Origin of the sequence: Mycobacterium sp. 1465703.0, assembly GCF_001672975.1 — a bacterium.
Classification (GTDB): Bacteria; Actinomycetota; Actinomycetes; order Mycobacteriales; family Mycobacteriaceae; genus Mycobacterium.
Genome location: NZ_LZKU01000238.1, coordinates 1 through 13,308 on the forward strand (window position 1 = coordinate 1; position 13,308 = coordinate 13,308).

9 protein-coding genes and 1 pseudogene are annotated in these 13,308 nt (G+C 67.9%); 3 read left to right on the forward strand and 7 right to left on the reverse strand.

From position 1 onward, the window contains the following. The 6 genes from A5625_RS22190 to A5625_RS22215 form a co-directional block, all read right to left on the reverse strand. The coding region (locus tag A5625_RS22190; RefSeq protein ID WP_156748458.1) for a DUF222 domain-containing protein at positions 1 to 663 on the reverse strand (663 nt) is incomplete at its 3' end. Positions 664 to 713: 50 nt separating this feature from the next. Beyond that, on the reverse strand, positions 714 to 1,451 hold the full coding sequence (locus A5625_RS22195) for a TVP38/TMEM64 family protein (RefSeq protein WP_066999071.1): 738 nt from the start codon (positions 1,449 to 1,451) through the stop codon (positions 714 to 716). 32 nt (positions 1,452 to 1,483) lie between these two features. Next, complete coding sequence (gene recD, locus A5625_RS22200) at positions 1,484 to 3,190, reverse strand: exodeoxyribonuclease V subunit alpha (RefSeq protein ID WP_066999540.1); 1,707 nt, start codon at positions 3,188 to 3,190, stop codon at positions 1,484 to 1,486. 11 nt (positions 3,191 to 3,201) lie between these two features. Continuing rightward, positions 3,202 to 6,504 carry an exodeoxyribonuclease V subunit beta gene (recB, locus tag A5625_RS22205; protein ID WP_066999074.1) on the reverse strand — a complete coding sequence of 1,101 codons (3,303 nt, stop codon included), beginning with the start codon at positions 6,502 to 6,504 and terminating at the stop codon, positions 3,202 to 3,204. After that, positions 6,504 to 9,794 carry an exodeoxyribonuclease V subunit gamma gene (gene recC, locus A5625_RS22210; RefSeq protein WP_066999077.1) on the reverse strand — a complete coding sequence of 1,097 codons (3,291 nt, stop codon included), beginning with the start codon at positions 9,792 to 9,794 and terminating at the stop codon, positions 6,504 to 6,506. The genes recB and recC overlap by 1 nt, the downstream gene beginning before the upstream one ends. A gap of 82 nt (positions 9,795 to 9,876) precedes the next feature. After that, positions 9,877 to 10,743, reverse strand: a complete 867-nt coding sequence (locus tag A5625_RS22215) for a cyclopropane mycolic acid synthase family methyltransferase (protein ID WP_066999081.1) — start codon at positions 10,741 to 10,743, stop codon at positions 9,877 to 9,879. Positions 10,744 to 11,024: 281 nt separating this feature from the next. Between A5625_RS22215 and A5625_RS22220 the strand changes: the two genes are divergently transcribed. The 3 genes from A5625_RS22220 to cynS are packed head-to-tail and all read left to right on the forward strand — an operon-like array spanning position 11,025 to position 12,866. Further along, on the forward strand, positions 11,025 to 11,540 hold the full coding sequence (locus tag A5625_RS22220) for a nitroreductase family protein (RefSeq protein WP_066999084.1): 516 nt from the start codon (positions 11,025 to 11,027) through the stop codon (positions 11,538 to 11,540). Between the two features lie 51 nt (positions 11,541 to 11,591). After that, positions 11,592 to 12,341 carry a class I SAM-dependent methyltransferase gene (locus tag A5625_RS22225; RefSeq protein ID WP_066999542.1) on the forward strand — a complete coding sequence of 250 codons (750 nt, stop codon included), beginning with the start codon at positions 11,592 to 11,594 and terminating at the stop codon, positions 12,339 to 12,341. A 57-nt stretch (positions 12,342 to 12,398) separates the two neighbouring features. Continuing rightward, positions 12,399 to 12,866, forward strand: a complete 468-nt coding sequence (cynS, locus tag A5625_RS22230; protein WP_066999087.1) for a cyanase — start codon at positions 12,399 to 12,401, stop codon at positions 12,864 to 12,866. Between the two features lie 111 nt (positions 12,867 to 12,977). On the opposite strand, the pseudogene A5625_RS22235 reads toward cynS, so the two are convergent. Beyond that, positions 12,978 to 13,297 (reverse strand): annotated as a pseudogene (locus A5625_RS22235) (hypothetical protein); the annotation flags it as partial. Positions 13,298 to 13,308: the final 11 nt, after the last annotated feature.

Here is a 13,308-nt window from a genome sequence, read left to right on the forward strand (position 1 = left end):
TTCGACCAGGCGCATAAACGCCTCGGCGGTGGTAGGCAACGGGGGCCGCTGACCTGAAGCGCCCGCGCCGTCGCCGTGATCACGCTTCCACTCGGCGATCAACGCATCGCGATGAGACGCCAAGGCCGCGTCGAACTTCGCCGCGTCGTGGTGGGCAAGTGCGATCCGATAGCAGCTGCCCTGCTCGGTGGTGGTCTTGCTGATCGAGCGCTCGGGCTCGGGCCGAGATTCGGGTCCGGGTCGCGGTTCCAGCTTGACCGCGGTGCGTAACTGGTTGACCGTGGCGACCGCGGCGAGCTGCGCGTAATGCTCATCGGACCCCGCCCCGGCCCGCTCCGCGATCACCCCGACCTGATCGACCGACAACCGGCCCTCGCGCATGCCCTGGGCGCAGCGCGGGAATTCCTGCAGCCGGCCCGCGATGGTGGCGATCGTGTGCGCGTTGGCCGGCGAACAGCCCGTCTTCCAGGCCACCAACGCCGGCACCGACCGCGCCCCGGTAGCCCCCCACAATTGGTCGCCATCGATCTCGGCGACGATCTCCACGATGCGCCCATCAATCGCGTTGCGCTGACCGGTCAACTCCGCCAGCTCCTCGAACAACACCTCCAGACGTTCGCCAGGACCCACCACCACAGAACCAGCGGATGCGATCGACGACATGACCTCATCATCGCAGCCACCACCGACAAAACCGGGCCGCCCGATCTTCGCTAGCGGGATTCCGAATCCGGCTCTGGGCCACCGGTTTCGTCGGCTGGATGTCTACGCCATTTCCGGTATCCGCGATGCGCGGCGAACGCGCCGACGATCGCGCTGACACACCACACCCCCACCGCCGCATAGGCCAACGGCGACGACCGATTTCCTATCGAAGCGCCCAGCGCGGTATAGGCGAAAGCCCGCGGAGCCGAACCGATGAACGCGCCAACGGCCATCTGCCACACCGGAACTCCGAACGCCCCGAACGCATACGAGGCCAGCGCATCCGAGATGCCGGGAACGAAGCGCTGGCCGACGACCGCCCACAGGCCGCCGCGCCCGATCACGGTGTCGATGCGGTCGGCCCGCGCCGCGCCCAGCAGCGCGCGTGCGCTGTCCCGGCCGGCGCGGCGGCCGACGAAACTCGCGACGACCGCGGTGCCCACCGTCGCACCCAGCGTCACGAAAACACCCATCACCGGACCGAACAGCAACCCACTGCCGGCGGCCAGGATCGAGCCCGGAACGAACAATGCGCCAACCACCGCCGAGACCACCACATAGGTCAGCGGCGCCGCCGGCCCGGTGGCCGACACCACGCGCCGGATCTCGTCGATGTTGATCACCCGCGCCACGGCCACCAGATAGAAGACGACGGCCAGAAACCCCGCGAACACGACCAGTCGCACAACGTGGGCCCGGCGCGATCCGGGCCGCGATGCCGATGCGAGAGCGTCGTTGTCGTCCATGCCGCTGACGATTCTTCCGTACCGGTGTGCGCTCACCCCACTCGGCTATTTGCACTCAATCGCTGAGCCAATCCGGTGGCCCGGATGGCGCGGCGGTCGATCGCGGCGCGCACCGAAGCCTCCGGCCCCACCACCCGCACCCTGGTCTTCGCCCGGGTCACCGCCGTGTAGAACAATTCCCGCGTCAGCAATCGCGAATCTTCCGGCGGTATCAACACCGTCACCTCGTCGGCCTGGCTGCCCTGACTCTTGTGAATGGTCATGGCGTGCATCGTCTCCACCTCGCCGAGGCGGCTGGTCGCGAAGTCCAACGGCCCGGTCGCGCCGGACACGACGGCCCGCAACCCATCCGCGCCCGCCACCGTCACCCCGGTGTCGCCGTTGTAGAGACGCAGCCCGTAGTCGTTGGCCGTCACCAACAGGGGGCGGCCGGCATACCACTGCGACCAGGCCGACTGACCCGTCGCTTCGCCAATCCACTTCTGCACCTGCATGTTCCAGTGCGCCGCGCCATAGGGACCCTCGCGGTGCGCACACAACAGCCGGTGTTCGTCCAGCGTGGCCAACGCCTCGGGAACCGCGCCAAGCAGCGCGGCCGACCGCAGCCGCAGCGCGTGCGCCACCAGCACCTCACGCAGCCGGTCTGCGGGACGCTCGGAATCGACCCACTCGATGTGGTCACCGCCGGCCGCCAACAGCGCCACGACGCGGTCGGCATCGCCGACCCGGATCGCTGCGGCCAGGGCGCCGATCGACGTGCCGAATCGGTGCGGCGTGCGCAGGGCGGCCACCCGGACGTCGTCACGAGCGGTCAGCCCGTCCACCAGATCGGCCAGCACCGCTCCCGCTTCCACCGAGGCCAGCTGGTCGGGATCACCGACCAGAATCAGCCGGGTGTTCGGCCGGACCGCTTCGACCAGCCGGGCCATCATCGTCAGCGACACCATCGACGTCTCGTCGACCACGATGACGTCGTGCGGCAGTCGATTGCCGCGATTGTGCTTGAAACGCACCGACGTATCGGGTCGGGGCCCCAGCAGCCGATGCAGCGTCGTTCCCGGCAGGCCGGTCAGCCGCGCCCTGTCCACCGCGGTCAGTTCCTCGATTCCCGCGGCCACCGCCTCGGCCAGCCGGGCCGCCGCCTTGCCGGTCGGTGCGGCCAGCGCAATCCGGGGCCGCGGCAGACCGGCCCGCTCCGCCTGCTCGACCAGCAGCGCGAGCAGGCGCGCGACCGTGGTCGTCTTGCCGGTGCCGGGCCCACCGGTGAGGACGGTTACCGCCTGCGACACCGCGATTTCGGCAGCCGCCCGCTGTTCGTCGTAGCCGGACGGGAAAAGCCTTTCGTAGGTGGGTGATTCGACGGCGGCCGGGGTCACCGAAAGCGCCAGCAGATCGGTGCAGACCTGCTCCTCCTCGAGCCAGTACCGGTCGAAGTACAGCAGATCACCGAGTAGCCGCAGCACCGGTGGCATCTGGACTAATGCGCTGGCCCGCACGGCCGCCATCCACTCGTCGGCGTCGGGCCACGGCAGATCGGCCGCGGCGAGCTGTGCGGGCAACGCGCGCAGATCGACGCAGACAGAACCGCCCCGCAGCGCACGCACCACCAACGCAACCGCCAGCCCCACCCGTTCGTCGGATTCGCCGGTGAGCGAGGTAAGTCGTTGTGCCACATGAATATCGGCGGGCTCGAAAACGTCGGCATCACAGAATGTGCGCAACAGTCCGGTCGCGGACATCACTTCGGCCGTCACGCCGCCACCCCCTGGGCATCGAGCAGATCCGACAGGGCCGCAACCAACGACCAGGGCGGCTGCCAACCAAAGACGCCCGCCGGGTGACCGTCGAACACCGGCGTATCCGGGCCGCACATGCCCCGCACGAACAGGTAGAGGATGCCGCCGAGATGGCGGCGCGGGTCGTAGTCGGTCAATCGCCAACGCAGGTACCGGTGCAACACCGCGCTGTACAGCAGCGCCTGTAGCGGATAATCCGAGTGCAACATCGCCTCGGCCATCCGTGAGCGGTCATAGTCGGCGGCGGTCAGCGGCCGCTCCGGATCTCCGAGCCGGTTGGTCTTGTAATCCACCACCACGAAGCGTTGCGCCGAGCCGTCGGGAATGCGCAGTACGGCGTCGATCGAGCCGGTGAGATATCCGCGCAACGCCTGCTCGCCGAGGCCGGGGTCGGCCAGCCGGTCGGCATAGGAGGCCAGCACATCGTCGGCCGGCAGGTGCTCGCGCAGCAGCGGAGCCAGATCGGCCAGCCGCACCTGCGGCGCCGTCGAACCCCGGTCACCGCCGGCCAGTGGAAGCTCGAAGTCGAGTTCGCGCAACCGATCTCGCAGTCCGATTTGGCGTAGCGTGATACCGCCCGTCATCGGGCCCAGCGGCGTGTCGTGCATCGGTATCATCGCCGCGGCTAACTCCTCGGGAGCCGCGGCAACCGGCCACCACGGCGAGTGGGCCCGGATCTGCGTTTCCAGTTCGGCGGCCAGGTCCGCGGCGAACGGATCGGCCGTCTCCAGCACGGCGTGCACCAGGGTGCCGAAGGTGGCGCCTGCCGGAAGCTCCGCCATCGGGGAGGGTACGTCGGGCCCGGACACCGTGGATACCAATGGGATATCGGCGACCTCGTCGTCGAGCTCGCCGACTTCCGGTTCGCTGCTCACCCCGCCGGCCTGGACGACCCGGATCAAACCGGAATAGGAGGTCCGCCGCCAGCCGGTGTCAATGCCGCGGTGGAAGTGACGATTCTCCAGGCGTTCGGGTACCGGCTCGGCGGGCAGTGCCGGGGCCGGCGCCACCACCGATTCCTCGATGACCGGCCCACCGGCCGCCTCCCACTCGCGCAGCCGGGCCATGGCGTCGTCATCGGAGATCTTCGCCGGTTCACATCGGTCCGGGACCACCGGTTCACCGGGACGGCGGCCGCGCAGCAGCCGCGACAGGCCCCCGTTGGGTTCGTAGTACGCCGGTGACCACCACGCCACCACCTGGGCCTGTGCCCTGGTGAGCGCGACGTAGGTGAGCCGGCTGTCATCGCTGGCGTCCTCTTTACGACCCAGCCGTTCAACGGTTTTGAAGTCGGGGCTGTCCTTGCCGCCGACGTGCAGGCAGCGCGTGCCGTCCTCATCGTGGAAGAGCACCACATCGCTGTCCTGGGTGGTGCGGTTGAAGGCGAACGGCAGGTACACGATCGGGTACTGCAGCCCCTTGCTGACGAACACGGTCATGATCTGGACGGCCGCGGCGTCGCTGTCGAGCCGGCGGTTGCGTTCGGGTGCGCCGCTTCGTTCGTCACGCTGCCGGCGCAGCCAATCACGCAGCGCGGGCAGGCTGTAATGCTCACGGTGTGCGACATCCTGCAACAGCTGGGTGACATGTGCCAGGTCGGTCATCTGCCGCTCACCGCCCTGCCAGGCCAGCACGCGATTGCCCATCCCCAGCAACTGGGCGGCTTCGAAGATCGCCGCAACCCCGCGTTCGCGGGCATGACCGGCCCACTCCCGCAGGGTTTTCGCGATCCGATCCGTGAGTGCGTCACCGCCGGCCGCCAGCGTTTCGGCGGTCTCCCCGAAGAACATCGTCGCCGCGGCCGCGCGCACCATCCCGGGCCGGTGCGGCTGATCGAAGGCCTCCAGCAGACACAGCCAATCCTCGGCGGCCGCCGAAGTGAACACGTCGGAGTTGCCGGTGTAGACCGCGGGGACGCCCGCGTCGCAGAGCGCCTTGAAACATGCGTGGGCATCCCGGTGCTTCTCCACGATCACCGCGATATCGCGGGCCTGCAGCGGTCTGCCCCCGAAGGTGGCCCCGCTGGCCAGCAATGTGCGGATGTCGGCAGCGAGGTCGGCACCGATGTGCTCACGTACCTGATCGATCGGCAGGTTTTGAACACCACGGCGGCCCAACGTTTTCCGGCCCACCACCCGCAACCGGAACGGTTCGTTGTGCGGTGCACCGGCGAGCCGATGGCCGGTGTGATGCGCCTCGACGTCGTTCACCACGATCGCCGGGTCACCGAGTTGAGCGCCGCGCAACACCACCTGCAGCCGCTGCAGCAGCGCGGAATCGCTGCGCCAGTTGGTGTCCAGCGTCTTCTTCTGTCCCGCCGTCTCGGCCGCCCGCAGGTAGGTCACGATGTCACCGCCGCGAAACGCATAGATCGCCTGCTTGGGATCACCGATGAGGATCACGGTGGAGCGCCCGCTGAACGCGCGGTCGATCACCTGCCATTGCACCGGGTCGGTGTCCTGGAACTCGTCGACCATGACAATCGGCCAGCGTTGATGCATGCGCAGCCGGGCGGGGGAGTTGTCGGTGGCCAGCGCGTCGGCCAGCCGGATCAACAGATCGTCATAGCCGAGGACGCCGAGCCGGCGCTTGCGTGTCTCGAGCTCGGCCAGAACATCATTGGCGAACCCGACACTGATAGCGGCCCGTGAGCCGGGATCTGGATCGCGCGGCCGCAGCTGGGTCGATGGGTTTTTGACCACCTCGCGTGCCAACCGCAGCGCTTCGCGATACTGCAACGCCGGATCGTCGCGCTGCTGCCCGAAGTGGGCCAGGTACAAATCGTCGACGATTTCGGTCACCAGGTCGTCGAGGCTCTCGAGCAGCGTCACGCTCGCCGCGGTGTCGCCGGCCACCCCGAGCGAACGCAGCACCAGCTGGCAGAACTGGTGGGTGGTGGCGATCGTCGCCGCATCGAAGCCGGCCAGCGCGTCGCGAAGACGCTGCCGGCGCGCCGCCCGCTCATCGTCGGTGCCGTCCAGCAGGTACGCCATCACCTGGTTGTCGCCGACGGTCGACGGGTCATCGAAAGCCCTTACCGCATCGACGATTTGGCAGCGAACGCGTTCGCGGAGCTCCTGGCTGGCGGCGCGGCCGAAGGTGATGAGCAACATCTGGTCCAGCGTCGCGGCGCCGTCCGCGACATACCGGGTGACCAGAGACGCCAGCGCGAAGGTCTTGCCGGTGCCCGCGCTGGCCTCCAGCACGGTGGTGCAGCGCTCGGCCGGCAGCGCGCCCAACAGGTCGAAGCGCTCCATCACACCGGCTTACTTTCGGCGCGCAACATCGGCAGCCAGACCCGGGCCGCGTAGGCACCGAGCCGGTTGTCTTCGCCGTCGCACTCCTCGCCCGAACGCACCGGCTGCATCAGCTCGCGCAGTCGCGCGTTTTTGCCCCACGCCCGCACGTGAGCCGGCGCTTCGTCCTCTCCCGGGTATCGGTCGGATTTCCAGCGATATTCCGCCGCGCGCTCCGGATCGTCACCCTCATAACGCGCGGCCGCCCAGGCATAGGAAGTCTTGATGGGCAACGGAATCGGCTCGCGGCGGCCTGCGTCATAGATTGTCACCAGGTCACTCAACAACCGGACGGCGTCCGCACCGTCGCGCGGCGGCCCCAGACCCTGCACCCGGATGCCTGTGCCCCTGCGCATTCGGCCGATGCACACCGCCGACCAGTCTCGGCCCGGATCCTGGGCGGCCAACGCCAGCAACCCAATCCACGATTCCAGCAGGTGCTTGCCATCCAGCCGCGAATACGTCACCGACACCAGGCGGTCGCCATACACCGGCGACACCGTGCCGGTGAGTCGCCGTCCGCCGCCCAGATCGACGTCGACGTCATGTGCGGTGGCGCTGGCCGGGCGGTGCCGCCGCGCCTCTTGCGCCAGCACGGCGGCCTGGTCGCGAATCTCGGTGACCGTGCGCCAGCCCAGCTGGCCCGGCGGCAGGGTGCCGCGGCGCCACTCGGCCTGCCGCGCGTCATCGGGGCTCATCCCGCGCAGGATGTCGCCCAGCATCCGGTCTCCGACCGTCCACTCTTCGAGACCGTCGATGTCGACCGGCATGGCGTCTTGCACACCGTCGACGTCGTAGGGCAGCGTGAATTCCAGTGCGCGGAAAAAACCTTTCACCGGGTCTCTGAAGAAGCCGACCAGATCGGCGAGGATGACGTCACCTGCCGGTGGTGGCGGCAGGGGCGCCGAGATGAACCGGGGCTGGTCGCTGTGTTCGCCGGTAGTTGCGCGCGCCGCGCGCAGCACCGTGGGGTCGAAACTGAACGGCACGTCCGGGACGAGTCTTCCCGGGATGACATTGCGAATGTCGAACGGCTGCAACGGATGTTCGATGACGATGCGGTCACGCACCTTGGTCGTCGTGGTGATGTCGAGGGTGTCCAGCAATTCGGCCAATGGTACGGCCGGCGGCCGGGGCTGTCCCGAGTACTCGTTGGCGCCGGTGTAGGTGATCACCAGTTTCTCGGTGGCCGCGCCGATAGCGTCGAGCAGCAATTGCCGGTCCTCGGAACGAATGTCGCGCTCCCCGGTCATCGGGCACCGGGCCAGCGCGTCGTCCCCGTCGACGATGCCGAGGCGCGGGAAGAGTCCGTCGTCCAAACCGACCAGGCACACCACCCGGTGCGGCACCGAGCGCATCGGCACCATGGTGCACACCGTCAGGGTGCCGGTGCGAAAGTTGGCCCGCGTCGGGCGTCCGGCGAGGCGTTGGGTGAGCAGCGCGCGAATGTCGGGCAGTCGCAGCACGGTATCGCCCCGAGATGCGGCCTGCGCAGCCGTTCGGGCGAACTCGCGTTGCATCTGACCGGTCTGCCATGCATCCGAATCGCGGACCCGGGTCAGCAGTTCGATGCCCTCGGTGAGGTTGGTCAGCCACTCGGTCAGCGGCCGGGTGCCGGTGAGCGAGTCGACCACGTGCTGTACCCGGGCGACGAATTCGGCCAATTGGCCGGCCAATTGGACGCGGTTGCTGCTGACGTCGTCGAGCGGCAGCGTGGCGTCGATCCATGCGTTCGAATCGTCGGACATCGCCACGCCGGCCAGTATCCGGTCGATGCCGAAACGCCATGTGTTGTGCACGAAGTCGACGTGGTAGGGCCGCCGGTGCTGCTGGTCCAATCCCCACCGGATGTTCGCCTGCCGGACCCAGCGGGTGATGGCCTCCAGGTCGTCATCGGTGAACCCGAACCGTGCGCGCACCGGCGGGGCCTGGGCCAGGTTGAGCACCTCACTGGCCGTCACCCGGCCGGCCGCCAGGGCCAGCAGTTGTGCGGCCACCCCCAGCAGCGGATTGGTCTGGATCGGCGAACGATCCGCCAACCGCACCCGTAATTGGTGGGCCGGATGCGCGCCGTGCACCACGTCGCCCAGGCCGAAGTCGGCCATGATCAGCGGTGCGTAGGTTTCGATGTCCGGGCACATCACCAGGATGTCGCGCGGCTCGAGCGTCGGGTCATCCTGCAGCAGGCCGAGCAGCACCTCGCGCAGCACGTCGACCTGGCGTGCCGGGCCGTGGCAGTTGTGTACCTGTACCGATCGATCGTCGGCCGCGGGTGTACGGCCTTGCGGCCGAACGTCATTGGCGGCGATGTCGGACTGCAGCCAGCCCAGCAGCGTGTCCGGGCGGGGGCCACCGGCCAGATATTCGTCGGTCCGAGGATCCGCCGGCAAGCCGCGCTGCAGTTCGCGCAGGTCTCGTCCCAACGTCGCGAGCAGCGGATGGGACACCGCTCGATGGCTGCGGTCCTCGCGCCGCGGAATCGCACCGTGTGTGCCGCCCAGCGCCCGCCACAGTTGGTCGCTCGGGTGCGGTAGCCACAGATGCAGATCGTGGTGGGTGGCCAGCGCGTCCAACAGCTCGACGTCGGTGCGGCTCAACCGGGTGTGTCCGAACAGTGACAGCCGCGGCGGCAGCTCGCTGGGCGCCTCCCGCAGCCGCGCGACGGTCTTGGCGTGGCGGACATGCGGGGGATCGGCGGCGACGCGTGCCACCAGCGCCCGCCACAGCTCGGGCTGCCAGCGCAGGTCCTTGTCGAGATCACCGGGGTCGCCGTCGCACCAGTCGATGAGCAACTGCGGGCGTTGCCGGGCGTAGGAGTCGAACAGCCCGGCCAGCCGGCGCGCGACCTCGTATCGGCGACCCTGGCGCAGCTCGGCCTCGGCGCCGGTATGGAAGTGCCCGACGTGCATGGCCAGCGTGCGGCACCACGGCTCGTCCAGCGAGCAGTCGATCGCCTCCAGCAGCGGCCAGGTCAGGGCGTCCGGTGACCACGGATCGTCGTCGGCGGTGCCGGTGATCTCGGCGATCAACGAACCCGGACTGCGGAACACGACGCCGGCGCACACTCCGTCACCGCCACCCGAGCCGCCGAGCAGGTGCGACAACCGCTGACTGAGCCAGCGCTCCACGCCGCGCGCCGGTACCACGACGAGTTCGGTGGCGAACGGATCGGTCAGCGGGTTGGCCAGCAGAGCGCCGAGACCGTCGGCCAGCAGATCGGTGCGCTCGGCACGATGTAGATGAAGCGGCATTGCGCTGTCACGATAAACCCGAACACCGACGCGGGTGGGCGGTTACGCCCGCGGAGTGTGTCGCCCGGCACGCGGGTGCGGCCTATTTCGCCAGCGTGAACTGGTTGACGTCGATGTATCCGACGCGGAATGCGTTGGCGCAGCCGGTCAGATACCGCATGTAGCGCTGGTAGACCTCTTCGGACTGGATTTCGACGGCCTCGCTGTGGTGCGCCTGTAACGCGTCGGCCCAGTGATCGAGCGTACGGGCGTAGTGCAGCTGCAGCGACTGCCTGCGTTTGAGATTGAAGCCCATCTTCGACGCGTGAAACTCCACCACCTCGATCGCCGGCAACTGCCCGCCCGGGAAGATCTCGGTGGCGATGAATTCGTTGAAGCTGGTCTGCTCCTGGGTCATCGGCAGTTCGCGCTCGAGGATCTGATCGGGAGTCAGCATGGTGATGGTGTGCAGCAGCATCACCCCGTCCTCGGGCAGGGTGCGGTAGGCCATCGCGAAGAAATCGTCGTAGCGGTCATACCCGAAGTGCTCGAACGCGCCGATGGACACGATCCGGTCGGCGGGTTCGTCGAATTCTTCCCAGCCGTGCAGCAGCACCCGCCTACTGCGTTCGGTGTCCATCGCGTCGAACATCTTCTGCACGTGAGCGGCCTGGTGCTCGGACAGGGTCAGACCGACGACGTTCACGTCGTAGTTCTCGATCGCGCGGCGCATGGTGCCTCCCCAGCCGCACCCGATGTCCAGCAGCGTCATCCCCGGCCGCAGACCCAGTTTGCCCAGCGACAGGTCCATCTTGCGCCGCTGCGCCTCTTCCAGCGGTATGTCCCGGTTGCGATCCCAGTACGCGCAGCTGTACGTCATGGTGGGGTCGAGGAATAACCGGAAAAAGTCGTCGGACAGGTCGTAATGGGCCTGCACCTCTTCGAAGTGCGGCGTCAAGTGCTCTGCCACGGGCGGCTACCCGCCTTTCTGACTTGGGGCCATTCAGTTGTTGACGAGTCGGCCGCTCGGTTGGTTCACCACGTCTTCCTTCCCGGAAATGTGGCCCCAAACCCGACCACTGATCCGTAGGACATCGTGATGATCTGTGGCCCAAGGTGTTTGGATGCGTTGGCGCCCGTCTATCCACGGTTGTCGGCACTAGACCACGGGCGAATGCGCTATTACCCACCTGGGAATCCAACCGATGCTACGCCGGTTTAGTCGGGAAAACAGTTGCTGGAGGGAAGCAGATGGAAGCTTGGGACGCGATCTGCGCGCGGCGCAACGTGCGGGAGTACCAGCCGAAGCCGATACCGGCGGAGGACCTGGATCGTATCGCCGAAGCCGGCTGGCGGGCGCCGTCGGCGAAAAACCGCCAACCGTGGGACTTCGTTATCGTCACCGACCGTGACCAGTTGCAAGAGCTGTCCACTGTCTGGCGAGGTGCGGGCCATATCGCGTCGGCCACGGCCGCGATTGCCATCGTGGTCCCGGTGCCGCCCGATGAACGCCGAGTAGTGACCGACAATTACGACGTCGGCCAGGCCACCATGGCGATGATGATCGCCGCCACCGACCTGGGGATAGGGACCGGCCATTCGTCGGTCGGGGACCAGGAGAAGGCACGCGCCATCCTCGGTGTGCCCGATGATCACCTGGTGGCGTTTCTGCTCGGCGTCGGCTATCCCGCCGATCGCCCGCTGACCCCGATCCGCAAACCGAATCGGCGGCCGTTCTCCGAGGTCGTGCACCACGGCGGTTGGTGATCGCCACGGTGAAAAGCCTTCGGCGCGTTGTCGAGTCGTAGGCTGATGGGCGTGCATGACCACCAGGGCGATTACGGGGTTGACGGTTCTTTTCACACCATCTCGGCACGCGCACAGGCGATAGGTGTCGGCGCCCAAGCCGCCGGCCTGGCTGTGTTTGCCGGGATCAGCTGGGCGCGCGGCAAGCGGCTTCGGGCGGCGATGGCCACGGTGTCTTTCGCCGGGGTGGTGGGCGCCGTGGTCCTGTACATGCACGCCACCCGCAGCGGGAAATTCGTGGTCTGGGACCGAGTCCTGCGCGATCTGCGACTGGCGGGCGACGAAACGGTGCTCGACCTCGGATGTGGACGCGGTGCGGTGTTGCTGGCGGCGGCCAAGCGGTTGCCGCGGGGCCGCGCAATCGGTGTTGATCTGTGGCAGGCCGACCAGACCGACAACTCCGAACAGGCGACGCTGGCCAACGCCGTGGCCGAAGGCGTCGCCGATCGCGTCGACTTACACACCGCCGACATGACCGCGCTCCCGTTCGCCGACGAGAGCGTCGACGTGATCGTGAGCAACCTGGCCATCCACAACATCCCGGGCCACGCCGGCCGTCGTGAGGCGCTCGACGAAGCCGTGCGCGTGTTGCGGCCTGGTGGGCGACTCGCCATCGCCGATCTGTGGGAGACGCGTCAACACGCCGCCCGGCTGCGCGAACTCGGTTGGCTCGACGTGCGGCGGCGCAACCTGGGCTGGCACATGTGGTACGGCGGCCCCTGGTTCTCCACCCGCCTGGTCACCGCGACCAAGCCGGGATGACGCCCGGGTGGCTGAGTACGCCGTAGAAGCCGAATGCGATCGGCAGGGCCACCGTGCATGCTGAACCGCATGACGAGAAACGAACTCACCGAACAGATCGTCGTCGCGCGGCTGGCCAAAGGGCTGACCTGGCAGGAACTCGCCGACGCCATAGACCGGCCGGTGGTGTGGACCACAGCGGCGCTGCTGGGTCAGCATCCGATTCCGGTCGAGCAGGCCAAGGTGCTGGCCGCGAAGCTCGGCCTCGACGAATCCGCGGTGGCGCTGCTCGCCGCCGTCCCGATGCGTGGCGGGCTGCCCACCGCCGTGCCGACGGACCCGACCATCTACCGCTTCTACGAAGCCCTGCAGGTCTACGGTGGCGCCCTGAAGGAAATCATCGCCGAACAGTTCGGCGACGGCATCATGAGTGCCATCAACTTCAGCATCGACCTGCAGAAGAAGTCGCACTCGTCCGGTGATCGGATAGTGGTGACCTTCGACGGGAAATTCCTTCCCTATCAATGGGTTGCGGCGGATAACTGACCGGTGGTCACTGAAGGACGACGTGACTGCGCGTCGTGCGCATGTCAGACTGGCGTTTGAGGAGGCGAAGGGAACGCGGTGGCCGCCAACGGCGGCCACCGCGTTCGCCGTTCAGTTCATCAAGACTTGCGGAGAAAGTTCTTTCAGCATCGCGTTGGCCCAGCGCATCTGTCGCAGCGTCTCGGGGTGACAGCGCGACGTCACGCTCAGCAGTTCGGAATCCTTGGCGGCCTGGGCGGCCTGGGCCAGCAGCTCCCAATTCAGCGACACCCCGGCCGCCAGCCGGTGAATCCGCCGCAGGTCGGCGAGCAGCGCCAGGGCGGGCTCGGGCCGACGCGCAGCGGGCCACTCATCCGCGACTGCACGAAACCGGTGATCGCGCCGGTGTGTGGGTCGGCGGACAGGCGCAAACCGTAGTGACGGCCGTGCCGCGGTGCGGCCC

Coding starts and splice junctions, on each gene's coding strand:
- A5625_RS22195 (WP_066999071.1), bottom strand. CDS start 1,451: ATGGACGACAACGACGCTCTCGCATCGGCATCGCGGCCCGGATCGCGC.
- recD (WP_066999540.1), bottom strand. CDS start 3,190: ATGTCCGCGACCGGACTGTTGCGCACATTCTGTGATGCCGACGTTTTC.
- recB (WP_066999074.1), bottom strand. CDS start 6,504: ATGGAGCGCTTCGACCTGTTGGGCGCGCTGCCGGCCGAGCGCTGCACC.
- recC (WP_066999077.1), bottom strand. CDS start 9,794: ATGCCGCTTCATCTACATCGTGCCGAGCGCACCGATCTGCTGGCCGAC.
- A5625_RS22220 (WP_066999084.1), top strand. CDS start 11,025: ATGGAAGCTTGGGACGCGATCTGCGCGCGGCGCAACGTGCGGGAGTAC.
- cynS (WP_066999087.1), top strand. CDS start 12,399: ATGCTGAACCGCATGACGAGAAACGAACTCACCGAACAGATCGTCGTC.